At 60.1% G+C, this 25,268-nt stretch carries 27 protein-coding genes; 9 read left to right on the forward strand and 18 right to left on the reverse strand.

What is annotated here, in order from left to right:
- Positions 1 to 204: 204 nt before the first annotated feature.
- A complete protein-coding gene (locus tag CFBP1590_RS07080; protein ID WP_004888197.1) occupies positions 205 to 1,326 on the forward strand; it encodes a beta-ketoacyl-ACP synthase III in 1,122 nt (373 codons plus the stop codon).
- 145 nt (positions 1,327 to 1,471) lie between these two features.
- The gene (locus tag CFBP1590_RS07085; protein WP_058430680.1) at positions 1,472 to 2,596 is read left to right on the forward strand and encodes a GNAT family N-acetyltransferase; all 1,125 of its coding nucleotides are present in this window, start codon (positions 1,472 to 1,474) and stop codon (positions 2,594 to 2,596) included.
- A 334-nt stretch (positions 2,597 to 2,930) separates the two neighbouring features.
- On the opposite strand, the gene CFBP1590_RS07090 is transcribed toward CFBP1590_RS07085, so the two are convergent.
- From CFBP1590_RS07090 to CFBP1590_RS07105, 4 genes are all read right to left on the reverse strand, one after another.
- Complete coding sequence (locus CFBP1590_RS07090) at positions 2,931 to 4,763, reverse strand: ABC transporter ATP-binding protein (RefSeq protein WP_058430679.1); 1,833 nt, start codon at positions 4,761 to 4,763, stop codon at positions 2,931 to 2,933.
- Between the two features lie 100 nt (positions 4,764 to 4,863).
- Positions 4,864 to 5,427: a peptidylprolyl isomerase A gene (locus tag CFBP1590_RS07095; protein WP_004887512.1), complete on the reverse strand. Its 564-nt coding sequence runs from the start codon at positions 5,425 to 5,427 to the stop codon at positions 4,864 to 4,866.
- Between the two features lie 137 nt (positions 5,428 to 5,564).
- Positions 5,565 to 6,353 (reverse strand): alpha/beta fold hydrolase, encoded by a 789-nt coding sequence (locus CFBP1590_RS07100; RefSeq protein WP_088234729.1) that lies wholly within the window; start codon positions 6,351 to 6,353, stop codon positions 5,565 to 5,567.
- A 14-nt stretch (positions 6,354 to 6,367) separates the two neighbouring features.
- On the reverse strand, positions 6,368 to 7,291 hold the full coding sequence (locus CFBP1590_RS07105; protein WP_057409547.1) for a LysR family transcriptional regulator: 924 nt from the start codon (positions 7,289 to 7,291) through the stop codon (positions 6,368 to 6,370).
- Positions 7,292 to 7,358: 67 nt separating this feature from the next.
- Between CFBP1590_RS07105 and CFBP1590_RS07110 the strand changes: the two genes are divergently transcribed.
- Positions 7,359 to 7,673: a hypothetical protein gene (locus tag CFBP1590_RS07110; protein ID WP_025994789.1), complete on the forward strand. Its 315-nt coding sequence runs from the start codon at positions 7,359 to 7,361 to the stop codon at positions 7,671 to 7,673.
- A 140-nt stretch (positions 7,674 to 7,813) separates the two neighbouring features.
- Positions 7,814 to 8,413, forward strand: a complete 600-nt coding sequence (locus tag CFBP1590_RS07115; RefSeq protein ID WP_088234730.1) for an FMN-dependent NADH-azoreductase — start codon at positions 7,814 to 7,816, stop codon at positions 8,411 to 8,413.
- Positions 8,414 to 8,440: 27 nt separating this feature from the next.
- Here the strand turns inward: CFBP1590_RS07115 and CFBP1590_RS07120 are convergent, their stop codons facing one another.
- Positions 8,441 to 9,175 (reverse strand): SDR family NAD(P)-dependent oxidoreductase, encoded by a 735-nt coding sequence (locus CFBP1590_RS07120; RefSeq protein ID WP_004887523.1) that lies wholly within the window; start codon positions 9,173 to 9,175, stop codon positions 8,441 to 8,443.
- 112 nt (positions 9,176 to 9,287) lie between these two features.
- Here CFBP1590_RS07120 and CFBP1590_RS07125 point away from each other — a divergent pair, with 112 nt between their 5' ends.
- Positions 9,288 to 9,860, forward strand: a complete 573-nt coding sequence (locus tag CFBP1590_RS07125; RefSeq protein ID WP_088234731.1) for a DUF1349 domain-containing protein — start codon at positions 9,288 to 9,290, stop codon at positions 9,858 to 9,860.
- 27 nt (positions 9,861 to 9,887) lie between these two features.
- Here CFBP1590_RS07125 and CFBP1590_RS07130 read toward each other — a convergent pair whose 3' ends face one another.
- The 3 genes from CFBP1590_RS07130 to CFBP1590_RS07140 all read right to left on the reverse strand — a co-directional run bounded on the left by CFBP1590_RS07130 (position 9,888) and on the right by CFBP1590_RS07140 (position 11,827).
- Positions 9,888 to 10,202 (reverse strand): hypothetical protein, encoded by a 315-nt coding sequence (locus CFBP1590_RS07130; protein WP_088234732.1) that lies wholly within the window; start codon positions 10,200 to 10,202, stop codon positions 9,888 to 9,890.
- Between the two features lie 13 nt (positions 10,203 to 10,215).
- Positions 10,216 to 10,455: a hypothetical protein gene (locus CFBP1590_RS07135; protein ID WP_004887529.1), complete on the reverse strand. Its 240-nt coding sequence runs from the start codon at positions 10,453 to 10,455 to the stop codon at positions 10,216 to 10,218.
- Between the two features lie 112 nt (positions 10,456 to 10,567).
- Positions 10,568 to 11,827 (reverse strand): mechanosensitive ion channel family protein, encoded by a 1,260-nt coding sequence (locus CFBP1590_RS07140; protein ID WP_029242470.1) that lies wholly within the window; start codon positions 11,825 to 11,827, stop codon positions 10,568 to 10,570.
- 162 nt (positions 11,828 to 11,989) lie between these two features.
- Between CFBP1590_RS07140 and CFBP1590_RS07145 the strand changes: the two genes are divergently transcribed.
- Positions 11,990 to 13,105 (forward strand): XAC2610-related protein, encoded by a 1,116-nt coding sequence (locus CFBP1590_RS07145; protein ID WP_374729019.1) that lies wholly within the window; start codon positions 11,990 to 11,992, stop codon positions 13,103 to 13,105.
- Between the two features lie 4 nt (positions 13,106 to 13,109).
- Here the strand turns inward: CFBP1590_RS07145 and CFBP1590_RS07150 are convergent, their stop codons facing one another.
- Positions 13,110 to 14,003 carry a LysR family transcriptional regulator gene (locus tag CFBP1590_RS07150; protein WP_029242472.1) on the reverse strand — a complete coding sequence of 298 codons (894 nt, stop codon included), beginning with the start codon at positions 14,001 to 14,003 and terminating at the stop codon, positions 13,110 to 13,112.
- A 137-nt stretch (positions 14,004 to 14,140) separates the two neighbouring features.
- On the opposite strand from CFBP1590_RS07150, the gene CFBP1590_RS07155 reads away from it, so the two are divergent.
- A complete protein-coding gene (locus CFBP1590_RS07155; protein ID WP_029242473.1) occupies positions 14,141 to 15,340 on the forward strand; it encodes an MFS transporter in 1,200 nt (399 codons plus the stop codon).
- 45 nt (positions 15,341 to 15,385) lie between these two features.
- A complete protein-coding gene (locus CFBP1590_RS07160) occupies positions 15,386 to 16,414 on the forward strand; it encodes an alpha/beta hydrolase (protein WP_088234733.1) in 1,029 nt (342 codons plus the stop codon).
- A gap of 50 nt (positions 16,415 to 16,464) precedes the next feature.
- Here CFBP1590_RS07160 and CFBP1590_RS07165 read toward each other — a convergent pair whose 3' ends face one another.
- A complete protein-coding gene (locus CFBP1590_RS07165; RefSeq protein ID WP_167383081.1) occupies positions 16,465 to 16,818 on the reverse strand; it encodes a cyclophilin-like fold protein in 354 nt (117 codons plus the stop codon).
- A 394-nt stretch (positions 16,819 to 17,212) separates the two neighbouring features.
- On the opposite strand from CFBP1590_RS07165, the gene CFBP1590_RS07170 reads away from it, so the two are divergent.
- Positions 17,213 to 18,088: a carboxylate/amino acid/amine transporter gene (locus tag CFBP1590_RS07170; RefSeq protein ID WP_088236372.1), complete on the forward strand. Its 876-nt coding sequence runs from the start codon at positions 17,213 to 17,215 to the stop codon at positions 18,086 to 18,088.
- Positions 18,089 to 18,155: 67 nt separating this feature from the next.
- Here CFBP1590_RS07170 and CFBP1590_RS07175 read toward each other — a convergent pair whose 3' ends face one another.
- From CFBP1590_RS07175 to CFBP1590_RS07210, 8 genes are all read right to left on the reverse strand, one after another.
- On the reverse strand, positions 18,156 to 18,593 hold the full coding sequence (locus CFBP1590_RS07175; RefSeq protein WP_231991833.1) for a DUF3757 domain-containing protein: 438 nt from the start codon (positions 18,591 to 18,593) through the stop codon (positions 18,156 to 18,158).
- 235 nt (positions 18,594 to 18,828) lie between these two features.
- Positions 18,829 to 20,196, reverse strand: coding sequence for an ATP-binding protein (locus CFBP1590_RS07180; RefSeq protein WP_088234735.1), 1,368 nt, complete (start codon positions 20,194 to 20,196; stop codon positions 18,829 to 18,831).
- A complete protein-coding gene (locus CFBP1590_RS07185; protein ID WP_004887550.1) occupies positions 20,193 to 20,855 on the reverse strand; it encodes a response regulator in 663 nt (220 codons plus the stop codon). Before CFBP1590_RS07185 ends, CFBP1590_RS07180 begins: the two co-directional genes overlap by 4 nt.
- 10 nt (positions 20,856 to 20,865) lie before the next feature.
- The gene (locus CFBP1590_RS07190) at positions 20,866 to 21,513 is read right to left on the reverse strand and encodes a tetratricopeptide repeat protein (RefSeq protein ID WP_029242478.1); all 648 of its coding nucleotides are present in this window, start codon (positions 21,511 to 21,513) and stop codon (positions 20,866 to 20,868) included.
- Entirely contained in the window at positions 21,510 to 22,319 is an 810-nt protein-coding gene (locus CFBP1590_RS07195) for an SDR family oxidoreductase (RefSeq protein WP_088234736.1), read from the reverse strand. The genes CFBP1590_RS07190 and CFBP1590_RS07195 overlap by 4 nt, the downstream gene beginning before the upstream one ends.
- Positions 22,306 to 22,995, reverse strand: coding sequence for an iron-containing redox enzyme family protein (locus CFBP1590_RS07200; RefSeq protein WP_088234737.1), 690 nt, complete (start codon positions 22,993 to 22,995; stop codon positions 22,306 to 22,308). Before CFBP1590_RS07200 ends, CFBP1590_RS07195 begins: the two co-directional genes overlap by 14 nt.
- Complete coding sequence (locus CFBP1590_RS07205; protein WP_088234738.1) at positions 22,992 to 24,485, reverse strand: AMP-binding protein; 1,494 nt, start codon at positions 24,483 to 24,485, stop codon at positions 22,992 to 22,994. Before CFBP1590_RS07205 ends, CFBP1590_RS07200 begins: the two co-directional genes overlap by 4 nt.
- Entirely contained in the window at positions 24,475 to 25,152 is a 678-nt protein-coding gene (locus CFBP1590_RS07210; RefSeq protein ID WP_088234739.1) for a thermostable hemolysin, read from the reverse strand. The genes CFBP1590_RS07205 and CFBP1590_RS07210 overlap by 11 nt, the downstream gene beginning before the upstream one ends.
- Positions 25,153 to 25,268 lie beyond the last annotated feature (116 nt).

Consider the following 25,268-nt stretch of genomic DNA (forward strand, 5'->3'; position numbering starts at 1 on the left):
GCCCGATAGCGCCAAAACCGGGCGCTGTGGCACACTCCGCGTCTGTCTTCACAATGCCATGGACGCGGCTTGAGCCTTGCGCGCTTTCAGTCATGCGCATGTTTTATCTACGCATTGGTACGCTGGTCCCAGAAGAGTCTGGATTGCCGCCTACCGTGCCCTGGCAGGCCAACCCCTGCGACCTTCAATAAGAGAGGAACGACCGTGCACAACGTCGTCATCAGCGGCACAGGCCTGTACACCCCGGCCAACAGCATTTCCAACGAAGAGCTGGTGCAGTCCTTCAATGCCTACGTCAACCAGTTCAACAGCGAGAACGCTGCGGCCATCGAGCGTGGCGAGCTGGAAGCACTGAGCGAATCCAGCGCAGCGTTCATCGAAAAAGCCTCGGGCATCAAGAGCCGCTTCGTGATGGACAAGCAAGGCATCCTCGATCCCCAGCGCATGAAACCGAACCTGCCTGAGCGTTCCAACGATCAGTGGTCGATTCTGTGCGAAATGGGCGTCGCAGCGGCAAAACAGGCGCTGGAACGAGCGGGCAAGACCACGGCTGACATCGACGGCGTTATCGTTGCCTGTTCCAACCTGCAGCGCGCCTACCCGGCGGTCTCCATCGAGATCCAGGAAGCGCTGGGTATCGCAGGTTATGGTTTCGATATGAACGTGGCCTGCTCGTCGGCCACCTTCGGCATTCAGGCGGCGTGCAACAGCGTGCAATTGGGTCAGGCCCGCGCCATTCTGGTCATCAGCCCGGAAATCTGTACAGCCCACCTGAACTTCCGTGATCGCGACAGCCATTTCATCTTTGGTGACGGCGCAACCGCAGTCGTGGTTGAGCGTGCCGATCTGGCGACCTCGCCGTACCAGTTCGATATCGTCAGCACCCGCCTGCTGACCAAGTTCTCCAACAACATCCGCAACAACTTCGGCTTCCTCAACCGCACGTCGGACGAGGGCCAGGGTGCGCCGGACAAGCTGTTCGTGCAGGAGGGCCGCAAGGTGTTCCGCGAGGTCTGCCCGATGGTGGCGGAACTGGTCGGCGCGCATCTGGACGACAACGGCCTGAACGTCAGTGACGTACAGCGCTTCTGGCTGCATCAGGCCAACCTGAGCATGAACCACCTGATCGTCAAGAAACTGCTGGGCCGCGACGCGACGGTCGAAGAGGCCCCCGTGATTCTCGATACCTACGCCAACACCAGTTCGGCCGGTTCGGTCATCGCCTTCCACACCTACCAGGACGACCTGCCGAAAGGTGCACTGGGCGTGTTGAGTTCGTTCGGTGCGGGTTATTCGATTGGCAGCGTGATCCTGCGCAAACGCTGATTGCATCGGCGGTCGGCATCCTGATGCGCGGGTTGCCGACCTGTCGGTTGAAAGGCCTGATGTAGAGCGGTCTTCGATTCGCGGTCGTTTACATTCCCTCTCAATGAGTGATACTCGTCGCACGTTTACCTCCGAGGGAACCTGCATGCCGGTTCACGTCGTCGACAACCTGAGTACCGTCGCGCCTGCCCAATGGGATGCGCTTGTACCGGGCAATCAGCCGTTTCTGCGCCACGCCTTTCTGACCTCGCTGGAAGACAGCGGCAGCCTCGGGCCGCGCTCCGGGTGGCGTCCCGAACATGTGCTGCATTACGAAAACGAACAACTGGTGGCTGCGCTTCCGGCTTATCGGAAATGGCATTCCTACGGCGAATACGTGTTTGACCACGCCTGGGCCGACGCCTGCCGTCGCGCCGGTATTGCGTACTACCCCAAGCTGCTGGTGGCGGTGCCGTTCAGTCCGGTGGGCGGCTCGCGAATTCTGTCTGCGACTCCGCAGGGTGCGTCGGAGCTGGTGAGCGAGCTGCCGGCGTATTTGCAGAGCGAAGGTCTGTCGAGCGCGCACATCAACTTTACCGATCCAGCCGCCGACGCGGTGCTTGAAACCCAGGCGGGCTGGCTGTCGCGCATTGGCTGCCAGTTTCATTGGCACAACCGTGGCTATCGGGATTTTCAGGATTTTCTGGACGCGCTGAGTTCGCGCAAGCGTAAGCAGATGCGCAAGGAGCGCGAGCAAGTCGCAGGTCAGGGCATCGCCTTCGAATGGCTGGAAGGCTCGCAGATGACCGAGATTCTGTGGGACTTCGTGTACGCCTGCTATTCCAATACCTATGAGATACGTGGGCAGGCGCCGTACCTGACGCGCGAATTCTTCAGTCTGCTGGCCGAGCGTATGCCCGAGTCGATCCGCGTGGTGCTAGCGCTGCAGGGCTCACGTCCGGTGGCCATGGCCTTCAGTCTGATCGGCGGCGACAGCTTTTATGGGCGTTATTGGGGCTGTCTGGCCGAGTTCGACCGCCTGCACTTCGAGACCTGTTTCTATCAAGGGATGGACTATGCGATTGCCAGCGGACTGCAACGCTTCGATGCCGGTGCTCAGGGCGAGCACAAACTGATCCGCGGCTTCGAACCGCAGATCACCCGGTCATGGCACTACCTGATGCACCCCGGCCTGAAAGACGCCGTGAGCGATTTCCTTGAGCAGGAGCGGGTGGGCGTGATGGCGTATGCCGAGGAAGCGCGGGCCGCGTTGCCTTATCGGCAGGTTTGAGTCCCCGTGGGAGGCGGCTTGCCGGCGATGGCGTCAGTTCAGTCACTGACAGGTCGCTTCAGAAAAAGCATCGCCGGCAAGCCGCCTCCCACAGTCCGTGGTCGCAGCAAGACTAGCGTATAACGCTGAGCACAGGCATGGGCATGGGCATGATCGGCGTGCTTGAGATCACGCTGATCGTTCCTACGCTCCGCGTGGGAATGCCGCTCAGGACGCTCCGCGTCCACTCTTGAATGTGGCGCAGATGCGTCGCCAAGCTCCAGCGTTATCGACGTCATGCGCTCGGCTCACTGAGTCCTCAGTCTGCGCATTCCGCGTCACATTCAGCGCAGAATCAATCCACACCCACGAACCCACCCGTCTGGTGCTGCCACAGGCGTGCATACAGCCCGCCATGGGCCAGCAGTTCGGCGTGGGTGCCGGTTTCTGCGATCTGGCCTTTTTCCAGCACTACCAGCCGGTCCATGCGGGCGATGGTCGAGAGGCGATGGGCGATGGCGATGACGGTCTTGCCTTCCATCAGGGTTTCCAGGCTTTCCTGAATCGCCGCCTCGACTTCCGAATCCAGCGCCGAGGTGGCTTCGTCCATGATCAGAATCGGCGCGTCCTTGAGCAGCACGCGGGTGATCGCGATGCGCTGGCGCTGACCACCGGACAGCTTGACCCCGCGCTCGCCCACATGCGCGTCAAAACCGGTACGGCCTTCGGAGTCCGACAGCAGCGGGATGAACTCGTCGGCCCGCGCCTTGCGGATGGCTTCCCACAATTGCTCATCCGTCGCACCCGGATTGCCATACAGCAGGTTGTCGCGGATCGAGCGGTGCAGCAACGAGGTGTCCTGGGTGATCATGCCGATCTGTGCACGCAGGCTCTCCTGAGTGACCTCAGCCACATCCTGCCCGTCGATCAGGATTCTGCCGCCCTGCACGTCGTACATGCGCAGCAGCAGGTTCACCAGCGTTGACTTGCCCGCGCCGGATGGACCGATCAGACCAATCTTTTCGCCCGGTCTGATGTCCAGATTCAGGTTATGGATGATCCCGTTGCCATTGCCGTAGTGGAAATCGACGCCATCGAATTTCACGCCACCATTGGCAATCTTCAGTGGCTGCGCGGTTGGCTTGTCGTTGATCGAGACCGGTTGCGAGATGCTTTCCAGGCCATCCTGCACGGTGCCAATGTTCTCGAAGATGCCGTTGACCACCCACATGATCCAGCCGGACATGTTGACGATACGAATCACCAGGCCGGTGGCCAGTGCGATGGCGCCTACCGAAATCATCGACTGGGTCCACAACCACAGCGCAAGGCCTGTGGTGGTGACGATCAGGATGCCGTTCATCGTGGTGATGGTGGTGTCCATCGAGGTCACGACGCGACCGGCCAACTGACTTTTCACCGTGTGATCGCGCATGGCCTCGCGAGCGTATTGCTGCTCGAAGTTGGTGTGGGCGAACAGTTTGAGCGTGGTGATGTTGGTGTAACCGTCGACGATCCGACCCATGAGTTTGGAGCGTGCGTCCGACGAGTCCACCGAGCGCTGTTTGACCCTGGGCACGAAGTACATCAGCGCCAGAATGAACGCGAGAATCCAGCTGCCCAGCGGGATCATCAGCCGCCAGTCGGCTTCGGCGAACAGCACCATCGCGCTGATCGCGTAGATCAACACATGCCAGAGCGCATCCACCGATTGCACCGCCGAGTCACGCAGCGAGTTGCCGGTCTGCATGATGCGCTGGGCGATACGCCCGGCGAAATCGTTCTGGAAGAAGTTAACGCTCTGCTTGAGCACGTAGCTGTGGTTCTGCCAGCGAATCAGGTTGGTCATGCCGGGGCTGATGGTCTGGTGCACCAGCAGGTCGTGCAGGCCGACGAAGATCGGGCGCAGCAGCAGGGTCACCACCACCATCCAGATCAGTTCCGGGCCGTGAAGACTGAAGAAGTCCCTGGGCTCGGTGGTCTGAGCCAGGTCGATGATGCGGCTGAGGTAACTGAACAGCGCCACTTCGATCAACGCGCCGATCAGACCCACCACCAGCAGGGCCGTGAACGTCGGCCAGACCTGACGCAGGTAGTAGATGTAAAACGCGAAAACGGTATTGGGCGGGGCGGCGGTGGGGGCGTCTTTGAAGATATCGATCAGCTTTTCAAAACGACGATAAAGCATTGGCTATCACACCCACTTGGCGTGGGTTCTCCCTTGATAAATAGAAGCGCTCCCGTCCGGACCGCGTGGAGCCCTAGGCTTCACGCGGTGCAGATTCCTGTCAGTCGACGCGCTTGGCGGACTTGATCAGGATCGGGTCGTTTGGCACGTTCTGCATGCCTTTCTGGTTGCCGGTCTGGACGTTGACGATCTGATCGACCACGTCCATGCCTTTGACGACCTTGCCGAACACCGCGTAGCCGTAGTCACGCGTGCCGTTGTCGAGCATGGCATTGTCATTGGTGTTGATGAAGAACTGACTGGTGGCCGAGTTCACATCCGAGGTCCGTGCCATGGCAATGGTGCCACGCACGTTATGCAGCCCGTTCTGGGCTTCGTTTTTGATCGGGTCCTTGGTCGGCTTCTGGACCATCTGCGCGGTGAAGCCGCCGCCCTGAACCATGAAGCCCGGAATCACACGGTGAAAAATGGTGTTGCTGTAGAAGCCGCTGTCGACGTAGCCCAGGAAGTTCTGGGTGCTGATCGGTGCCTTGGCGTCTGCAAGTTCAATCTCGATGTCGCCGAAACTGGTGTTGAGCACAACGTGAGTCGGCTTGTCCGGCGCTGCCATCAGGTTGGCGGCGAACAGTACGGAGCAGGCGGCAAGAGCGATTTTTTTCAACATAGAGCAACAGGTCCTTCATTCAATGGAGATATCGACTGTGGCTGGCAAGGTAACCACGTTTGGCTTTTTTTGCCCAGCGTGATCGACCCGGAGTGACCGAAAGCATCGCCCGCGTGATATGACCTGCGTGCGGTTTCTCAGACCTTGCTGGCACCGATGAATTCCAGCAGCGTGCGATTGAACTGCCCGGGCTGGTCCAGCGGAGTGGCGTGGCGCGAATCCTTGATGACCACCAGCCGGGCATTCGCAATGCGTTTGACGTACGCTTCCTTGAGCGACACCGGAGTGTAGTCGTGATCGGCGGCAATGATCAGGGTCGGGCAGGTGATGCGCTCCAGCTTGTGCTCCACGCCCCAGCCGACAATGGCATCGAAGCTGGCGAGATAGGCGCGTTTGTCGTTACGGCCCCAGCGTTCGGCCATCTTGCGTCGCAGTTCTGCCTGTTCCGTTTTGGGGAACAGCAGCTTGCCAAGCGCCTTGCCCATCGCCTCCATACTGACCAGACGCGACAGCGTCCAGCGCCGCGCCCATTGCCAGACATCACCGGGGCTTCTGATCTTGACCTGTGGCGCGCTGTTGACGATACACAGACTCTTGAGCAGATGAGGATGATCGACCGCCAGCTGGAAACCGATCATCCCGCCCATCGACAGGCCGACCACATGCACCGGTCCCAGCCGCAAGTGTTCGATCAACGCTTCAACGTCGTCGCTCATGCCCTGGATGCTGTAGCGTTCGTGGGGCTTGTCGGAGCGGCCGTGGCCGCGCATGTCCATGACGATGACGCGGTACTGCGCGGCCAGCGTCGGGATCTGGTATTCCCAGTCCTGACAACTCGAGCCCAGGCCGTGCAACAGCAGGACCGGATCGCCCTGACCGTACTCTTCGTAGTGCAGTGAACAGTCGTCATGCTCGAAGAACGCCATGTGCCTACTCCGTGTCAGGCTTGCAAGGGTGCCGCAAATGCCGCGGTCAGCGGCGCCGTGTCGAACGTGCGAATCAGGTCGATCAGAATCTGTGTCGCCGGGCCCAGCGGTTTGTCTTTGCTGGAGTAAAGATAGAACGACGGGTTGCGACTGCCACCCCGATCCAGCGGCAATACCTTCAGCACGCCGTCCTTGAGCTCACGTTCGATCAGGTGGCGTGGCAGCCAGGCAAAGCCCAGTCCGCTGCTGACAAAGGTTGCCGCCGTGGCGAGACTGCTGACCGTCCAGCGCTGCTCCGCACCGAGCCAGCCGACATCGCGGGGTTGCTGACGGCCTGAGTCACGGATCACCACCTGCAGCTGGCTTTCCAGATCCTGAAACGTCAGCTCGCGGTTGGCTTGATGAAGGGCATGCTCGGGATGGGCAACGGCGACGAATTCGACGGTGCTCATTTCTGCGCCCAGATAACCGGGAATGCTCAGGCCACTGATGGCCAGGTCTGCCACGCCTTCGAGCAGCACTTCCTCAACGCCTGACAGCACCTCTTCACGCAACCGAATCCGGCAGCCTCGGCTCTGTGGGATGAACGCGGTCAGCGCGCGTACCAGACGTGCCGACGGGTAGGCGGCATCGATCACCAGCCGCACCTCGGCCTCCCAGCCCTGTTCCATGTGATGGGCGAGGTCTTCCAATTGACTGGCCTGTTTGACCAACTGACGTGAGCGCCGCAATAGCACGCCGCCCGCTTCGGTCAGCACGGCCTTGCGGCCATCGATACGCAGCAGAGGAACGCCCAGTTGATCCTGCATGCGGGCCACGGTGTAGCTGACTGACGATTGCGAGCGATGCAGGGCTTCGGCGGCCTGGGCAAAACCGCCGTGATCGACCACTGCCTGCAGGGTGCGCCATTGGTCGAGCGTCACGCGGGGCGCTTTCATGCTCTAATTCCTCTTCTCTTTGTTATCCGTTGTTCTACTCTGACAACCCCGTTCCGGAGACTGCCCAATGAAACGAGTGTGTTGTGTGTTGCTTGCACTGCTGCCACTGACGGCCTTTGCCTATCCAATTGAGGTGGAAAAGCAGTACCAGGGCGTGAAGATCGATTACGTTACCCACGACGTCGACCAGGACATCGGTTCCATCTCGGTGAGCAACTTCGGCGATGTAGACGCCAAGTGCGCAGTCGTATTCGTCAACGGTCCCGAGGCACCCCGTACGCGACGCGTTCAGGTTGGCGCAGGCAAGCGCGTGGAGGTGACGGCCAAGTTCACGCGCAGCATTATCAAGCTGCGCATCAAGCTCGATTGCCAGCCCGCGTGAGCAGGGTGAGAGTAGAGCGCCGCCGTGCATAAAACAAATTTATAGATGGGTTGAAGCAGTTTTTTGCGCTTTTTCATCGATAAGGTCACCTTTAACCTCGGCTCCGTCGAATACCTATCTTGTTCAATGGAGCTTCAGCCATGTCCCGCCTACTTGTCATCGAAAGCAGCGCCCGCCAGCAGGATTCGGTTTCGCGTCAGTTGACGCAGCAGTTCCTCAGCCAGTGGCAGTCTGCGCACCCGAATGATCAAGTCGCGGTCCGCGACCTGGCCGTCAATCCCGTGCCGCACCTGGACGCCACGCTGCTGGGCGGCTGGATGAAGCCCGCCGATCAGCGCAGCGAGACCGAACAGGCCGCGCTGGAACGCTCCAATACCCTTACCGATGAACTGATTGCCGCCGACGTGCTGGTGCTGGGTGCGCCGATGTACAACTTCGCCATCCCCAGCACGCTCAAGGCCTGGTTCGACCACGTCCTGCGCGCCGGTGTGACCTTCAAATACACCGAAACCGGCCCGCAAGGCCTGCTGACCGGCAAGCGCGCTTTCGTCCTCACCGCTCGCGGCGGCATTTACACCGGCAGTGCGCTGGATCACCAGGAACCCTACGTACGCCAAGTGCTGGCGTTCGTGGGGATTCATGACGTCACCTTCATTCATGCCGAAGGCCTGAACATGGGCGGTGATTTTGTGGAGAAGGGGATGAACCAGGCGCTTGCGAAACTGGCTCAGGTGGCGTGATCAGTCATCAGGGTTAGAAAAGCGGGATTAGACGTGCTGCCCGCCATTGACGTGAATTTCCGCGCCGTTCACATAGGACGCGCCACTGGTGCAGAGGAAGTAGATCAGGGACGCGACTTCCTCGGGTTTGCCCAGTCGGTGCATGGGCACCAGGCGTTCGACGATTTCGGCCGTGCCCGGCGACAGGATGGAAGTGTCGATCTCGCCCGGTGCTATCGCGTTGACCCGCACCCCGTGCGGCCCGAAGTCATACGCCATCTCTCTCGTCAGGGCCGAGAGCGCGGCTTTGGAGGTGGAATACGCCACGCCCGCAAAGGGATGCACTTTGGAACCCGCGATCGAGGTGACATTGATGATGCTGCCCTTGGCGGCCTTGAGTTCGTCGAACAGACCGCGTGCCAGTAGCGCCGTGGAAAACAGGTTGACGTTGAAGACCTTTATCCAGGTGCTGTAATCGGACTCCAGTACCCCCATGCGCGCGCCCTCGGGACCTTTTGGCGAAACCCCCGCATTATTGACCAATGCATCCAGGCGACCACCCAGCTTTTCCTTGATAGCCGCCATGTTCGCAACGACGCTGTCGATGTCTTCCAGGTCAAGGTGGATATGATTGAGCAGACCTTCCGCCCACGGGCATTCAGCCACCCAGTTCTGTCGGGAGGCCGTAAACACTTGCCAGCCCGCTGCGTTGAAATGCTTGACCGTGGCATGGCCGATACCGCGGCTGGCGCCAGTCAGCAGGAGTGTCTTCTTCTCGCTCATGAACGCATTCCGCTTCTTGAAGGGTGATGCATCGTCTTTTTTGGCATGCCCGTCTGTCAAGGCTGCTGTTGAACTGTCACATTCCTCATCTCACATCAGAAAGGAGCCAGTCATGTTCGAGAAGGGGCATTGGTATAACGAGCCGGCACAGTGGCAGGTACGTGATGAAAGACTGAGCGTAACCACTGATCCTGCCACCGACTTCTGGCGGGAAACCCACTACGGCTTCTGCCGCGACAGCGGCCATTTCCTTGGCGTACCCGTCACCGGCGCGTTCACCGCTCAAGTCCACGTGCAGGGCAACTTCAAGACGCTATACGACCAGGCCGGGCTGATGGTCCGAATCGACGAGCGCAACTGGATGAAAACCGGCGTCGAAGTCAGCGACGGCGCGCTCATGCTGGGCAGCGTACTGACCCGTGGCCAGTCGGACTGGGCCACCGGTTCATTCGAAGAATCAGCATCCGGCCTGTGGCTGCGTGTGACGGTGGCCGAAGGCGTGATGCGGATCCAGCACTCCGTGGATGGCGTGCGCTGGCCATTGCTGCGACTGGCACCGTTTCCAGTGGGCGAGTGTCTGGTAGGGCCAATGTGCTGCAGCCCGGAACGAGGCGGGCTGGAAGTGGTGTTTTCCGGGTTTGAAGTGGGGCCTGCGCTGGGGAAGGGGTTGCATGATTTGACGTGAGAGAGCGTTAACCCAGCGGCCTGAAGCTCAGGATTTGATCGACCGATACCATTCTGCATAAGGCGTGTTATCTACTTTATGCCGGTTGTAGTCCGGTGCGCCATCTTGCCACCAGACCGGCCCGCGTTCCCCCAGCGCCACCTTGGCCGTATCAACATTTGCTCTGGCCTGCTTGAGCTGGGCAGAGTCCTGAGTGACCTTCGCTGATTTCACTGTCCGACGCGCATCCATCAGTTCGTTCACCAAGCGCTGACGTTCCTCTTCGGTAAGTGAGGGATTCGAGCAGCGCCACAGTTGTCCTTTGACGACAAAGTAGCGTCCGTCCGGTGTGGTCGGGTTCATGCGCCAGGTCCGTTCATTGAGCAGGTTGTCGGCTGACACGGATTTGCTTCAGCCCCAGCAGCTCGGCCTTTGCCAGAACCTCATCCGGCGTCGCGTCGGCGTTGGGCATCATCAGGCTGTTTTCGGCGTCGCCGAAGTGCAGCTCCAGAAGGTGGAGCGCCGCTTCGTGGGCCTGGAGTTCAGGCTGGTCGAGTTCCAGCGAGTGGGTGCGGGGTTCGTCTTTGAATTGGTAGTCGATAAGGTAAGCAGGCATGACAGAGGCCTCGGCACGGGAGAGGGGAGACAGATAATCCTGACTTGCCGGTGGGGTGGTAGTTCAGTGCGTTGCTACCCTGCCACTCGTGTGCCCAACTGCCTGCGACCGCCTATTCTCCACCCCCACCCAACGCCACCCGCATATCCGCACCACTCGGCTGCTGATAAAGCCCCAAGCCAAACTCCGGCATCACCGCGATCAGGTAATCAAAGATATCTCCCTGAATCCGCTCGTAATCCACCCATACCGTCGTGCGCGTGAAGCAGTAGATCTCCAGCGGAATACCCTGTGATGTGGCTTCCAGTTGCCGGACCATGCAGGTCATGCCGGGGTTTATCTCGGCGTGGCTTTTCAGATAGGCGAGGGCGTAGGCGCGGAAGGTGCCGATGTTGGTCATGCGGCGGCGGTTGGATGAGAGTTCGGCAACATTGCCCTGGGCCTGGTTCCAGGCGCGCAGCTCGGCCTGTTTGCGGCCGATGTAGTCGGTCAGCAGGTGGACCTGCATCAGGCGTTGTTCTTCATCGTCGCGCACGAAGCGCACGGCGCTGGCGTCGATGAACAGGCTGCGTTTGATGCGTCGGCCTCCGGACTGCTGCATGCCGCGCCAGTTGCGGAACGACTCGGACATCAAGCGCCAGGTCGGGATGGAGACGATGGTCTTGTCGAAGTTCTGCACCTTGACCGTGTGCAGGGTGATGTCGACCACGTCGCCATCGGCACCGACCTGCGGCATCTCGATCCAGTCGCCGACGCGCAGCATGTCGTTGCTGGTCAGTTGCACGCTGGCCACGAAGGACAACAGGGTGTCCTTGTAGACCAACAGAATGACCGCCGACATGGCGCCCAGACCGGACAGCAGCAACAGTGGCGAGCGGTCAATCAGGGTGGCGACAATGATGATGGCGGCGAAGATGTAGAGGATCATTTTCGCCAGTTGCACGTAGCCCTTGATGGAGCGGGTGCGGGCGTGTTCGGTGCGGGCGTAGATGTCCAGCAGGGCATTGAGCAGTGTGCCGATGGTCAGGGTCATGAACAGGATGGTGAAGGCCAGGGCGATGTTGGCGATCACGCCTTTGCCGGTTGCGCTCAGGCCGGGGACAAGGTTCAGGCCGAACTGGATGACCACCGACGGCACGATCTGCGCCAGTCGATGGAAAACCTTGTTGTGGCGGAAGTCGTTGAGCCAGTGCAGGGCAGGCTGTCGGCCCAGCATCTTCATCGCATAGAGAATCAGAAAGCGCGCCACGCGGCCGAGTACCAGCGCGGTGGTCAGCAGCAGGAACAGCGCCAGACCGGTACGCACCCAAGGATGGTGATCGAGCATGCCCCAGAGTTCCTGGGTTCTGAGCCAGAGCGATTCAATGTCCATACACTTTCAGATCCCGTGAACGAAGAGGGGCCGCGATTAAAGCATTAACGGAGGTCGGGCGGGCAGGGGCGGCAAATGAAGAAACGTCACCTCCGAGATATGACGCTAACCATCAAAAAAATCTGAAGTAGACTCGCGGCACTATCAAACAGGATGCACCTCATGCTGATATCGAAACCTCAACTCGCCGGTTCATCGCGTGCGCTGTGGGCGTTGGCGATGTTGTCCGGGCTGATGCTGTCGACACTGGCCAGCGCTGCCGAGACGCAGAAGACTTATGGCGAGATGGACGCGGCGGCGTTCGACGAGGCTGCCCGCAAGACCTACGCCTTGCAGGACTTTTCCGACCAGTACCGCGCCACGGTGGAAGTTGCAGCGACGGACGAGACCTTTCGGCCCGGTGTGATCAACGTCTACGGCAAGGACAGCGACAAGCCGCTGATCCGCGTGCAGTCCGATGAGCTGGTGCTGGACACCGATGCGAAGACCGGTAAGGTCAAAGCCAACGTGCAAGAGCTCCCGTATGGCGAGCAGAGCGTGCTGATCTACAAGGATTTCAACTTCGACGGCATCAAGGACCTGGCCTTGATGGACGGCCAGAACAGCTGCTATCACGGGCCGTCGTTTCAGGTGTTCCTCGGCACAGCGAATGGTTTCAAGCACAGTGATTCATTCACCCAGCTTGCGCAAAGCAACTGCGGAATGTTCGGCGTAGACGAGAAAAAACGCGAAATCAGCACCATGACCAAGAGCGGCTGCTGCTGGCACCAGATGGCGACGTACAGCATTCGTAACGGAGAGCCGTTTCTGGAGACCGAGACGGTCATCGATCATACGGGCGGCTCGGGTCTGCCGACGGAGACGGTCGGCGTGAACAAGAATGGCAAGATGGTACGCACCACCAGCCTTGTATGGGATGAGGATGATCAGCGTGAGATTCTGCTGTCGTTCAAGCTGGCACCGTCCGGCAAGCGCGTCGTCCTGTTCCGCTCAGGGGCTGGCGGGTCGGTTTTCTACGCTGCAGTAGATGCGAAGAATCAGGTCGGGCTGCTTTATCCACAGGCGGACACCGAACGCTTTGAATACGACGCGGCAACTCATGCCCTGAGCTTTGTGCGCGGCGACACCACTTACCGCATTCTGGGCGACGCGAAAGGTGCGCCCAAGAGCATGCAGGTGGTGGCGCGTGGCAAGACTACTGAGCTGAAGCTGCTTGCCGAGCCCGCGAAGGGATCACTCGACAAGGTCGCTGAAGCCATCAAGGCCAGCGCCGGTTAACGCGTCAACCCCGATACCTGATCGCCTCCACAAACGCCGTGAATGCGGGGGATGCCTGGCGGCGATTGGGGTAATACAGGTGAAAACCTTCGAAGTACGGACTCCAGTCGGTGAGCACTTCCTTGAGGCGTCCGCTGGCCAGATGCGGCTTGGCGAGAAAGTCCGGCACATAGGCCAGGCCGACGCCGTCGAGCACCGCGTTCATCACGTGGATCATGCTGTTGGAGGTGAACTGGCCGTTGACCCGCGTGTTCAGCTTGCGACCGTCCTTTTCGAATTCCCACGCATAACAGTTGCCATTCGGTGAGTGGCGGATGTTGATGCAGGTGTGTTGCGTCAGGTCCTGAGGCAGCAGCGGCGCAGTATGCTTTTCGAAGTACTCGGGTGTGCCGACAACGGACAGACGCCAGTCCGGGCCGAGGCGCACGGCGATCATGTCCTTGCTGATCGATTCGCCCAGACGTATTCCCGCATCGAAACGCTCGCTGACGATGTTGGTGAAGCCGTAATCGATGCAGACCTCGACCTGAATGTCGGGGTATTGCGCCAGAAAACCCGCCAGCATCGGGCGGATGATGTTTTCGGCGGCGTCATCGGAGCAGGTCACGCGGATCGTGCCGGCCGGTTTGTCGCGCATCTCGCCCAGTACTGCCACTTCCGTTGCGATCTGATCCAGCAGCGGCCCGATGGTGTTCATCAGTTTTTCGCCCGCTTCGGTCGGCGCCACGTTACGCGTGGTGCGAGCCAGCAGGCGCACGCCCATTTTTTCTTCAAGCCCACGAATGGTATGGCTCAAGGCTGACGCCGTGACACCAAGCTTTACGGCGGCCTTGGTAAAACTCTGATCCCGCGCGACGGCGAGGAAGGCTTGCAGGTCATTCAGTCTGGGTGTGCTCATTGCTGAGTTTCTCTCACAATCGCATGGAAATTGCGGCGCCTAATCATCCTAATACCTTTGCCCTAACCTGTGCTTCACATTTTTACAGTCGTCAGGCTCAGCGTCGTGACGGCATCGTTCAAGCAGGTCAGGGGTACATGAAAACATTTGAATCAACCATAGAGCACAACGCGGCTGCGGCCCATCCGCCCGCGTGGGGCGCGGTCTTTTCGATGGCGCTGTGCGTGGTCGTGCTGATTGCCTCGGAGTTCATGCCGGTCAGCCTGCTGACGCCCATTGCGCAGGACCTGGGTATCAGTCAGGGGCAGGCGGGCCAGGCGATTTCCATTTCCGGTTTCTTCGCGGTACTCACCAGTTTGCTCAATACGCCGCTGACCGGGCGCTTTGATCGCAAAAAGGTGTTGCTGAGTTTCAGTTTCCTGCTGCTGTTATCGGGCATGACGGTGACGTTCGCGCCCAACGGTGTGGTGTTCATGACCGGTCGTGCCTTGCTGGGTGTCTCCATCGGTGGCTTCTGGTCGATGTCGACGGCCACAGTCATGCGTCTGGTGCCGAAGGATTCGGTCGCCAAGGGGCTGGCGCTGATCAATGGCGGTAATGCGTTGGCCGCAACCGTCGCCGCGCCGCTGGGCAGTTTTCTGGGTCAGTACATCGGTTGGCGTGGCGCGTTCTTCCTGGTGATCCCGCTCGCAGTGCTGGCCTTCGCCTGGCAATGGTTGAGCCTCCCGGCGATGAGCAGCCCGCAGAACACCCGGGCGACCAATCCTTTCAAGTTGCTGCGCAATTCGCAGGTGGCCATCGGCATGCTCGCGATCATGTTGCTGTTCATGGGCCAGTTCGCGGTCTTCACCTACTTGCGGCCGTTTCTCGAAAGCATCACCGGCGTGAGCGTGACCACGCTGTCGCTGATGTTGTTGCTGCTGGGCCTCTGCGGTCTGGCAGGGACCTGGATGATCGGAGGACTGCTGCAAAAACGCATCTATGCCTACCTGATCGCAATCCCGCTGGCGATGGCCGTGCTGGCTGCTGTGTTGATTGCGCTGGGGCATTCGCCTGTGGCCGTTGCCGTCGTGCTCGGTGTATGGGGGCTGGTGGCCACGCCTGCGCCGGTGGCCTGGGGCCTGTGGCTCAGCCGCACGCTGCCCGACGACGCTGAAGCCGGTGGCGGGCTGATGGTCGCGACCATTCAGATGGCGATCACTGTGGGTGCCGGCTTGGGCGGTGAGTTGTTCGACCATTTGGGCTGGTGGAGCCCCTTTGTGTTTGGCGCCGTGGTGTTGCTCGGTTCGGCAGTCTTTGCCCATGCCGCGATGCGCCACGCTCGATTCAGTGAATGAAGCAATAAAAAACCTTTGTTGATCACTCGATTCAGGAAGACCGCGATGAAGAGATTTCTATTAATGCTTGGGCTTTTAGTGGGCTCATATTCGGCAGTGGGAGCAGACATGTCCAACGGTGCAGACAACTTCTACAAGAGCGACAGGCTCATTCAGCAGAAGGTCACGTTCAACAACCAGTACAAGATGAGAGTGGCCGGGAATCTGTTTATTCCCAAAGGCTGGAACCCCGACAACAAGGCCCCGGCGATTATCGTCGGTCATCCGATGGGCGCGGTGAAAGAGCAGAGTTCCAATCTGTATGCACAGAAACTGGCCGAACAGGGTTTTGTGACGCTGTCTCTGGACCTGTCCTTCTGGGGCGAAAGTGAAGGTCGGCCACGCAATGCCGTATCACCGGACATCTATGCCGAAGACTTCAGCGCGGCAGTGGATTTCCTCGGCACCCAGACCTTCGTCGACAAGAACCGTATCGGCGTCCTGGGCATCTGTGGCAGCGGCAGTTTTGTGATCAGCGCGGCGAAGATCGACCCGCGCATGAAAGCCATCGCCACTGTCAGCATGTATGACATGGGCGCTGCCAACCGTAACGGGCTCAAGCACTCGCAGACGCTGGAGCAGAGAAAGAAAATCATTGCCGAAGCGGCGGCTCAGCGCGACGTGGAATTTGCAGGCGGCGAGACCAGGTACACCAGCGGTACGGTGCACGAGATCACTGAAAAATCGCACCCGATCGAGCGTGAGTTCTACGACTTCTACCGCACGCCGCGTGGCGAGTTCACGCCTGAAGGCCAGTCGCCCAAGCTGACCACACACCCGACGCTGACCAGCAACGTCAAGTTCATGAACTTCTACCCGTTCAATGACATTGCCTCGATCTCGCCGCGTCCGATGCTGTTCATCGCAGGCGCCGAGGCGCACTCGCTCGAGTTCAGCGAAGAGGCGTACAAGCTGGCCGGTGAACCCAAGCAACTAGTGATTGTGCCGGGTGCCGGTCATGTCGATCTGTACGATCGGGTCAAACTGATCCCGTTCGACAAGCTGACCGAGTTTTTCAAGAAGAATCTGAAGTAACACGCTCGATGCACAGAAAAAGCCCTGCCGAGAAGCAGGGCTTTTTGCGTTCAGTCCTTGATCAGTTCGAACCTGACGCTCAACGGCCCCGGCTGGCGGATCAGGCCCAGATCCGATTCGAGCGTGCCAAGCTTGATCAGCCCTGGCGAATACTTGAAGCCCTTGTGGAAGATCGCGATGTTGCCCCAGGGCGCGTAATAGGCGAAGTCCTTTGCGGCAGGGGTGTAGCCGGACGGTGCGCCTTCGATGATCAGCTTGCGTGACAGCGTGCTGATCTTCTCGGTCGAGGCGTAATCCTCCAACGCCAGGTCGAGGGGCAAGAGGGCGACGAAGTCTCTTGACGTCTGATTGTCTTCAAGCTGGAACGTCAGGGTCTTGCCATTGGCGAGCATTGCAATGCGCATGGGGTGTTCTCGGGTGGTGTTTTGGCTTGTCTGGGCATGGGCCGGATGCGGCATCAGCGCAGGTAGCGCGCTGATACACAGCAGAGCAGACAGCAGTTTCTCAGAGCAGCGAGTACGCAGTATTTTTCGGGGCATGGGGTGCAGGCCTGTAACGACTGAAGCGTGAATAACGGGTGGCGCCAAGCATAGGTCACTCGTCGTCGTTCATTACCCGGCTGGCCTTGCATGTGGATGTGAGCGTTGCTCAGTAATCGGCCGACGCCCGGCCCTCATCGTTATATAAAAGTCTTACTGCAACTAACGGACTGTGGTAGCGCCTCGACCTGCCGTTCTCCGCTGTGGACAGCCCCGTCCGCAACCGGCTATGGTCGCGCCCTTCAAAAAAGGGGCGAGCATGGGCTATCTACTTTTCGTGACGCTGATCCAGGCGTTTTCCTTCAGCCTGATCGGTGTCTATCTGGCAGGCCATGTCGACAGTTATTTCGCGGTGCTGATCCGCGTCGTGCTGGCGGGGCTGGTATTCATTCCGCTGACCCGCTGGCGTCAGGTCGAACCGGCGTTCATGCGTGGCATGCTGCTCATCGGTGCGCTGCAGTTCGGCATCACGTACGTCTGCCTGTACCTGAGCTTCAAGGTGCTGACGGTGCCGGAAGTGTTGCTGTTCACCATCCTCACGCCCCTGCACGTGACGCTGATCGAAGACGCCTTGAACCGGCGCTTCAATCCATGGGCCTTGCTGGCCGCGCTGGTTGCCGTGCTGGGGGCTGGCGTCATCCGCTACGACGGTCTGGACGGCAACTTCCTCGGCGGCTTCCTGCTGCTGCAACTGGCCAACTTCACCTACGCCGCCGGGCAGGTGCTGTACCGGCGTTTAGTAGTGCGCTACCCCAGCGACCTGCCGCACTATCGCCGCTTCGGCTATTTCTATCTCGGCGCGCTGGCCGTGGTGCTGCCTGCATTCCTGGCGTTCGGCAACCCGCAACGTTTGCCTGAAGACCCGACCCAATGGAGCGTGCTGCTGTTCCTTGGACTGTGTTCGACTGCGCTGGGCATGTACTGGTGGAACAAGGGCGCCTGCATGGTTTCCGGTGCGACGCTGGCGGTGTTCAACGTCTTGCACGTGCCGGTCGGTCTGCTGATCAACCTGCTGATCTGGAACCAGCACGAGCCGTTGAGCCGGTTGCTCATTGGCGGTGTGCTGATTCTGGTGTCGCTGTGGATCAGTCGATTGGGTTCGCGGCGTGAATTGAATATCGCAGCAGGTCACTGACACCAACACCGAAAGGCTCTCTATCCAGGCGGTGTCAGCTGGTTAAAGAGCCTTGAGAACCTGCGAGTTACTGAACAATCGTGAATCTGCAATTTTCGGGTGTCGTGTTCTCGCAGACGTTATTGATAGAGCCAAAATAGCCGGGCTCTGCTTTCCACGATGCGCCTTGGATATTTACAGTGAATTCTTTTTTGTTTGTCGTGATGAAATACAGGTCGAGGCTCATGCCGTCCTGTGTTTTATAGATGCATTTCTGGAGTTCCTGAGGTGATTTTTCATCGGCCTGCAAGACCGTCGCGTTTAGAAAAGTAATGTTTGGTCCAAGATTCAACTTGTTGACGGGGGTCTTGCTGGTCCACTCACCCTGTTCCCCCCTCGCTGTGTAGATACCGGCAGAGTCCTGTGTGATTGTCGAGGCAGCCGGACAGCTTTCCATAGCCTGCGATGCGGTGGAAAGGCCCATGAGCAGCGTTGCGGCTGCCAAGCCTGAACGTATGATGTTCATAGAAAGTCCCTTATCTATAACTAATGTGTTTACTTGATTTCGCTATAAGCCGTCATCGTATCGGCCTGCCTGCAACCTTCACGAAAAAAAGCGAATGGCCATAACAACGATCATCTTAAGTGTTAATGGAACGTATTGATCAAGAAGCGATTGATCATCGCTCCATTAAAATATAGACCGGCGTTTACGAGGCGTGAACGCTCTTTCAGAGGCGAGGAGTCGTGCGAGGTTCACATCAGCCCAACGGCGCTTTCAGACTGGCTCTGAGCCCGCCACTCGTCCGGTTCTGCAGGTTGACGCCGCCATCCAGCAACAGCGCAACCTTCTGCACGATAGCCAGCCCAAGCCCCACGCCCTGATCGCTGCCACGGCTGTAGAAGGGTTCGAACAAGCGCTCACGTTCCTGCTCATCAATGCCGGGACCCTGATCGTCGACCGTCAATTCAAAGTGATGGGCTGTAAACGACAGGCCCACCGTAATCTGCCCGCCTGCGGGCGAGAAGTTGACGGCATTGGTGATGAGGTTGTGCAGTGCGATGTCGAGGGCGGAGAAATCCACGTTCACCTCGCGCGCGGCTTCGCTGCAGTCGAAAGACAATTCCAGACCCTTGTTCAGCACCCACGGGGTCAACTGAACCAGGCTGTCGCGCACCGCACTCACCAGTTCAACGGGAGATCTGCCTGCCCTTGAAGACTCAGGCTCCAGCCGCGCGATGGTCAGCAACTGATTGACCAGCCGCGTGGTGCGATCAACGCCGATGATCAGATAGCCCAGCGATTCTTTGCGCTGTTCTTCGTTGTGCGCTTCCAGCACATTCTGCGCATGCACCCTGAGCACCGCGAGCGGCGTACGCATCTCGTGAGCAGCGTCGGCGATGAAGCGGCGCTCGCGTTTGAGCAGCTCCTGAATTTGCCCCAGCATCCGGTTCAACGCCGCTTGCATGGGTTCCAGTTCACTCGGCAACGGTGCCAGATCAAGGGGTTGCAGCGACCCGGCATGACGACCCCTGAGCGTACGGGCAAAGTTCGCCAATGGCCGAAGGCCCCAGCCGATGGCCAGCCAGATGGCAAGCACCAGCAGCAGGCTGCCGATCAGGTTGGGCAGCACGGTATGACGAACGATCCGGTTGACCAGGTCCGAGCGCACGTCGTCACGCTCGCCCACCCAGATGCGCAGACCGTTATGGGCATCATTGAGCACGAAGGCTCGCCAGTGGTGTTGGTTCAGGTCGGGAAAGTCGCTGAAACCGGCCCTGTCCGGCGGATGGGTAAAGGTCGGAGCGCTGGCGGTGCGCACCAGTGAGCGGCCGTCCTTGTCCCAGACCTGAAAGGCGATCTTGCTTTCGTAAGGATGGCCGTCGATGCGCGGTTCGGCCTGGGCCAGCGCCAGATTGAAGGCTTCGTAGAGTTGGGCGTGTTCCTTGCGCTCCAGCGGCATGCGCATGATGCCTTCCAGCAATCGCGCGTTCTGCGCCAGTTGCGCGTCGTAGATCTCGGCGATTTCGTGATTGCTGTCATGCACGTTGAACAACGTCAGGACCAGCAGACCTGCCAGCAGCAGGCCGATGATGAGCGTCAGGGTACGGCGGCGGATCGACTTCAAGAACGTTCCTCCACCAGATAACCGACGCCACGGATTGTGCGGATCAGGTCGCTGGAGAACTTCTTGCGCAAGTGATGGATATGCACTTCAAGAGTGTTGCTCTCGGCCCCTTCGTTCCAGCCGTAAAGCAACTGCATCAACCGCTCGCGGGTCATGACCCTGCCCGGTGGCGAGAGCAGTTCGTACAGCAACTGGTATTCCTTGGGCGTGAGGGCCACCGGTTCGTGGTGATAGCTGACCTGCTGGGTACCGGGGTCCAGACTGATGCCTGCATGCTCGATCAGCACCTTGGCGCGTCCGGCACTGCGACGCAGCAGGGCGCGTAGACGGGCCTTGAGTTCCGAGACGTCGAAAGGCTTGACCAGGTAATCGTCAGCGCCGGTGTCCAGCCCGGTGATGCGGTCTTCGGTGGAATCGCGTGCGGTCAGAATCATAACCGGCACCGCAGAGCCGCTGTGACGCAGCCGCCGCAACACCTCGAAACCGTCCAGCCTCGGCAGGCCGAGGTCGAGAATCGCCAGATCGAACGTTTCACTGAGCAGTGCATGCAGCGCGCTGCTGCCGTCACGAATCCAGTCGACGGTATAGCCTTCACGGCTCAATGCCTGATGGATACCTTCGCCCAGGGCGGCGTCGTCTTCGATAAGCAGCAGGCGCATGGTCGCTCCGTCAGTCGAGCTTCTTGTTTACATCGACCAACAGGGTCTGGATGTCTTTTTTGCGTGAAGCGTCTGCCAGCTCGCGGCCAGGACGGGGTGGCGCTTTCAAGGCTTTGTTCAAGGCATCGCGGGCTTCGGCGTATTTACCCTGGCGGTATTGGTGATCGCCCCAGAAGTAGAGCGGGTCGATGCCGTCCGGGTTGATTTTCAATGCCTTCTGCAACAATTCGCCGGCCTTGTCCGAATCACCGAAAGCCAGCGGCCAGCCTGGCACACGGTCATAAAGCACGGCGAGGCTGGTGTAGGCCGAGCCCTGCAGGGCCGTGGGGTCGATGCTCAGGGCTTTTTCCAGATCGGCCTTGGCCAGCTTGGCTTTTTCCAGTGCACCCAGCCCCGGACCCTGCGCGCTGGCCCAACTGCTGTTGACGATCCCGGACCAGATCCAGGCTTCGGCTGCGGTCGGGCGGTCCTTGACGAAGGCTGTGGACTGGGTCGCCAGCTTCTCGAACGCCGCGACACGTTGATCCTTGGGCAGGTCGTATTGAATGCGCCGCCAGTCCTGCTGAATGGTATCCAGGCGTTTCTGGTCAGGTGCATCCAGTGCTGCCCAGACAGGCAGACTGATCAGGCCGACGAAGGCCAACACGATTCTTTTCATAAGGTCTGTTTCTCTTCCGGATGAGTACTGCTCAGACGACGAATCAAGGGTAGGTGTTTACGCAGGCCGCGGTCGACCAACATGGGCAAAAGGCTGTTGAGGCGCACAAAAAAGCGCTCCGGCCAGCCCAGGTACAAGTCTCGTCGGTCACCGGCAATGGCATGCACCACCGCTTGCGCCACGTACGCCGGATCATCGACACCGGATTTCAGCGCCTCGTTCAATGCCTGCGCCGCCGGGCTGTTCATCGTGGTGCGGGTGGCCCTTGGCGCAACGTACAGGACGCCGACATGTGTGTCTGCGAGCTCGCGGCGCAGCGCTTCTGAGAACCCGCGCAGGGCGAACTTGCTCGCGCAATAGGTCGCATAACCCGCGTGGCCGATGGAACCGTAGGTCGAGCCGACATTCACCACCATGGCCTGTTCGGTGTTCCTTAGAAGCGGCAACATCGCGCGGGTCAGCAGAATCGGTGCGTGCAGGTTGATCATCAGCATAGCGTTGATGTCGTCGGTCGAAAGCTGCTCCAGCATCGCAAAGTGATTGGCGCCTGCTGCGTTGATCAGCAGGTTGACGCCCGTCGTCGCCTGCGCCCTTGCCACCACCTGTTTGCGGCCTTCTTCGCTGCACAGATCGGCTTCGACCCAGTGCAGGTTGTCGGGGTACGCGGCAAGGAGCGAGCGCAACGGCTGCCCGTTGCGCGATACCGCCAGCACCTGCGCGCCATGGCTGCACAGCGCCTCGGCAATCGCCAGGCCGATTCCGCCACTGGCACCGGTCAGCACGACGCGGGTATCAGACAGTCGCATGAGCGCTTTCCTTGTGGTCGTGCGCCAGCACGCCCGGCAACTCGCGGAACATGTCGGTGTAAAGGCGATAGACGATCTTCGAGGTGTGAATCACGGCCGCCTGATCCTGTGAATCGTCGAGGCGGTCCATCAGCGTGCGAAAGGTCTCCATGTGGCCGACGTCCAGACTGCCATGCGAGCTCAGGTAGCTGAACGCAGCGGCGGGCAGTTCCAGATGTTCCCGAATGCTGTCGGCAGCATGGGTGGCCAGCGCGATGCTGGTGCCTTCCAGTACGTTGACCATGCCGAACAGGCCGACCGGATTGCCGCGTGCGATCAGGTCGTAGAGGTAGGCGACCATCAGCTCGATGGGCGTGGCGGGCGATCCGTCACGCACGGCGTCCGCATTGCCACCGCAGGCGCGCAGGTCGTCGAGGATCCAGCGTTCGTGGCCGTATTCATCCTCGATGTACTCGCACACCGCTGCCCTTAGCCATTCCAATCGGGAGGGCAGCCGGGCGCCGCAGGCCATCATCAGCGGCACGGTGTGGCGCACGTGGTAGTAGGCCTGGGACAGAAAGGCCCGGTAGCTCTCCAGGCTGACCTGGCCCTTCAATGCCTGGCGGATGACCGGCAGGTTGAACAGCGTTTCGCGCTCCTGCTGCGTGGCGTCCTGCAGGGTCTGGAAGAAACTCATGATGAAATACCTTCGGCTGGGTTCGACGAAATGAACAGGGAGCGGTAGTGATCGAGAATGGCGTCGCGGCGTGGTCGGCCATTGGCGGTAGCCAGCCCGTTGGCCGGGCTGAATGGTTGTGGCAGGCGGGTCCAGTCGCTCACTTGGGCGTAATCGGGCAAGCGTTGATTGGCCAGGGCGACGGCCTCGGCAAGTTGAAGGTCGCTCATCTCGGGGCGTTGCGGCCAGAGCAGTGCATGGTTGTGCGCCATGGCCTCGCCGTAAACGAACGCCTGGGCAATGTGCCCGCTCTGGGTGAGTTCGGCTTCGACCCATTCCGGGTTGACGTTGCGCCCGAAGCTGGTGACGAACTGGTGCTTCTTTCGGCCTTTCAGGTATAGATAGCCGTCGGCATCGAACTCGCCCAGATCGCCCGTCGGCCACCAGATGTCGGAGGGCGGCGTTTCACCCAGATAACCCAGCATTGGAACGTTGCCGATCAGCACCTCGCCATCTTCAGCCAGGCGAACATGAACATGAGGCAGCGGTTTGCCCACGCTGCCGACACGCTGCGCATCGCGCCGATTCAGCGCCACCACCGATGCGCACTCCGACAAGCCGTAACCTTCGTAGACCGGAATGCCTGCCGCCTGGGCGCGAACCAGCAGTTCCTGACTGACGCGTGCGCCGCCCACTGCCACGAAGCGCAGCATTGAGGCGTCGAACGCAGCCATTTCGCAGGCGGTGACCAGCAACAGCAGCAGTTGCGGGACCAGAATCATGCTGTCGGCGCGTTGCTGATTCAGGCAGGTCAGCAGACGCCGGGTGTCGACGCCGCTGGCGCCTTGGATGCCTAGGGTCTGCTGGCTCGGCAGACTGAGGCTGCCCCCTGCGTACAGCGCCGCATAGCAGCCAATGTTTTCCAGCAGAATCGCCAGCGGCAGCAGGGTCAGGTAGTTCTCCGGTTGCAGCGGGCGACTGGCTTCGTACAGCTCGCGGGCAACGGTCAGCACGCTGTCGGCACTCAGGCACACGCCCTTGGGCGTCCCTGTGGTGCCTGAGGTGAACGTGAGCTTGGCGGTGCCCGACGGCATGAGGGAATGCGTGGTGAATGTGCGACGCCAGAACAGCGGACCGTTTTCCGCGCTGACTTCGTAGTGCGCAGCCTGAAGATGTGCGTGATACGCAGGCTCGGCGACGACCAGATCCGCCCGGCTTTGCTCCAGACAGTGCAATTGCTGGCTGACACTGAAGAACGGCGGCAGGGTTACGCAGCCCAAACCTTCGAACAGAATCGCCAGATCCCACAGCAATGCGTCGGGGCTGTTGTCCAGCATCAGCGCCACCACTCGGGTGCCTGCCTGTCGCAACTGTTGTCGACGCTGGTCGATCTCGACGATCAGTAACGCGTAACTCACCTCCACAGCGTCGCCTTTGAGCGCAATCCGGTGAGGCTGCTCGTGGGCAAAACTTTCCAGGCGCTGCCAAAACAGTTCACGTTCATGCGACATGGCAATGTTCCTCCAGCGCCAATGGCAAGCCAAATCGTTCGAACACCCCCGTGTTGCTCAAATGGCGGAAGCCTGCGCCGATGTCGCCGACGTGGACGCTGGGCTGGGTCTGGTAGTAGTTGCCCCACGCGTGCCGTTCTTCACCCAGCCGCAACGGATCGGCCGGGCCGAGTGTGACCGGGCACAGGCCCAGCCGGTTGAAGCTGTTGACCAGCGCGCTGTTGCCGGTGAACGTCACCCATTCCAGCCCGCACATGGCCAGCAACCAGGTAACGGTGATGATGCTCAACCGTGCACTGCCCAGGTTGCTGGCTGCCAGATTGCCGACTTCGACAATGGCCTGTCGCTCCACCGGACGGCCTGCGGCCCTGTGCACCTGATGCTCGATCGGCTCGTCCAGATACCGCTCCAGAAACAGTGTCCCGGTTGTCGCCAGTCTGGCACCTGCGACCGCACAGAGCGTTCCACTGCCATCGCTCAGCCCGAACAGCTCAGGCATGAACTGCTTGATGTTCGCGTCGTGGGCTTTCTGGAACCGGGCCTGAATGAAGGCTTCGAACCCGTTGCGCCGAGGGGCGTCGACCGGCGCGTGGCAAAGGGTCAGTGGTGCAGCGTCAGGACTGCCGAAGCTCAGTGGCAGGCAGATGTTCCAATCGATATCAGGCATTGATGAGGTCCCAGTCAGCGAGTGAAGGGGAGTATCCGAGCGGTTTCTTAACGGAATCTGAAGGTCGCGGGGGAAACTGTGACCCGCGTCCGGAAATCGCCGGAATGCCTTGTGCC

This window comes from Pseudomonas viridiflava, from assembly GCF_900184295.1.
GTDB classification, from domain to species: Bacteria; Pseudomonadota; Gammaproteobacteria; order Pseudomonadales; family Pseudomonadaceae; genus Aquipseudomonas; species Aquipseudomonas viridiflava.

Excerpts from the sequence above, each read along its gene's own strand:
- CFBP1590_RS07115 (WP_088234730.1), top strand. The coding sequence starts at position 7,814 with ATGTCCCGCCTACTTGTCATCGAAAGCAGCGCCCGCCAGCAGGATTCG.
- CFBP1590_RS07135 (WP_004887529.1), bottom strand. The coding sequence starts at position 10,455 with ATGCCTGCTTACCTTATCGACTACCAATTCAAAGACGAACCCCGCACC.
- CFBP1590_RS07175 (WP_231991833.1), bottom strand. The coding sequence starts at position 18,593 with ATGAACATCATACGTTCAGGCTTGGCAGCCGCAACGCTGCTCATGGGC.
- CFBP1590_RS07145 (WP_374729019.1), top strand. The coding sequence starts at position 11,990 with ATGCTGATATCGAAACCTCAACTCGCCGGTTCATCGCGTGCGCTGTGG.
- CFBP1590_RS07160 (WP_088234733.1), top strand. The coding sequence starts at position 15,386 with ATGAAGAGATTTCTATTAATGCTTGGGCTTTTAGTGGGCTCATATTCG.
- CFBP1590_RS07150 (WP_029242472.1), bottom strand. The coding sequence starts at position 14,003 with ATGAGCACACCCAGACTGAATGACCTGCAAGCCTTCCTCGCCGTCGCG.
- CFBP1590_RS07090 (WP_058430679.1), bottom strand. The coding sequence starts at position 4,763 with ATGCTTTATCGTCGTTTTGAAAAGCTGATCGATATCTTCAAAGACGCC.
- CFBP1590_RS07155 (WP_029242473.1), top strand. The coding sequence starts at position 14,141 with ATGAAAACATTTGAATCAACCATAGAGCACAACGCGGCTGCGGCCCAT.
- CFBP1590_RS07205 (WP_088234738.1), bottom strand. The coding sequence starts at position 24,485 with ATGTCGCATGAACGTGAACTGTTTTGGCAGCGCCTGGAAAGTTTTGCC.
- CFBP1590_RS07095 (WP_004887512.1), bottom strand. The coding sequence starts at position 5,427 with ATGTTGAAAAAAATCGCTCTTGCCGCCTGCTCCGTACTGTTCGCCGCC.
- CFBP1590_RS07185 (WP_004887550.1), bottom strand. The coding sequence starts at position 20,855 with ATGCGCCTGCTGCTTATCGAAGACGACGCCGCCCTGGGCGAAGGTATC.
- CFBP1590_RS07165 (WP_167383081.1), bottom strand. The coding sequence starts at position 16,818 with ATGCGCATTGCAATGCTCGCCAATGGCAAGACCCTGACGTTCCAGCTT.
- CFBP1590_RS07125 (WP_088234731.1), top strand. The coding sequence starts at position 9,288 with ATGTTCGAGAAGGGGCATTGGTATAACGAGCCGGCACAGTGGCAGGTA.
- CFBP1590_RS07100 (WP_088234729.1), bottom strand. The coding sequence starts at position 6,353 with ATGGCGTTCTTCGAGCATGACGACTGTTCACTGCACTACGAAGAGTAC.
- CFBP1590_RS07105 (WP_057409547.1), bottom strand. The coding sequence starts at position 7,291 with ATGAAAGCGCCCCGCGTGACGCTCGACCAATGGCGCACCCTGCAGGCA.
- CFBP1590_RS07085 (WP_058430680.1), top strand. The coding sequence starts at position 1,472 with ATGCCGGTTCACGTCGTCGACAACCTGAGTACCGTCGCGCCTGCCCAA.
- CFBP1590_RS07170 (WP_088236372.1), top strand. The coding sequence starts at position 17,213 with ATGGGCTATCTACTTTTCGTGACGCTGATCCAGGCGTTTTCCTTCAGC.
- CFBP1590_RS07210 (WP_088234739.1), bottom strand. The coding sequence starts at position 25,152 with ATGCCTGATATCGATTGGAACATCTGCCTGCCACTGAGCTTCGGCAGT.
- CFBP1590_RS07130 (WP_088234732.1), bottom strand. The coding sequence starts at position 10,202 with ATGAACCCGACCACACCGGACGGACGCTACTTTGTCGTCAAAGGACAA.
- CFBP1590_RS07110 (WP_025994789.1), top strand. The coding sequence starts at position 7,359 with ATGAAACGAGTGTGTTGTGTGTTGCTTGCACTGCTGCCACTGACGGCC.
- CFBP1590_RS07200 (WP_088234737.1), bottom strand. The coding sequence starts at position 22,995 with ATGAGTTTCTTCCAGACCCTGCAGGACGCCACGCAGCAGGAGCGCGAA.
- CFBP1590_RS07140 (WP_029242470.1), bottom strand. The coding sequence starts at position 11,827 with ATGGACATTGAATCGCTCTGGCTCAGAACCCAGGAACTCTGGGGCATG.
- CFBP1590_RS07190 (WP_029242478.1), bottom strand. The coding sequence starts at position 21,513 with ATGAAAAGAATCGTGTTGGCCTTCGTCGGCCTGATCAGTCTGCCTGTC.
- CFBP1590_RS07120 (WP_004887523.1), bottom strand. The coding sequence starts at position 9,175 with ATGAGCGAGAAGAAGACACTCCTGCTGACTGGCGCCAGCCGCGGTATC.
- CFBP1590_RS07195 (WP_088234736.1), bottom strand. The coding sequence starts at position 22,319 with ATGCGACTGTCTGATACCCGCGTCGTGCTGACCGGTGCCAGTGGCGGA.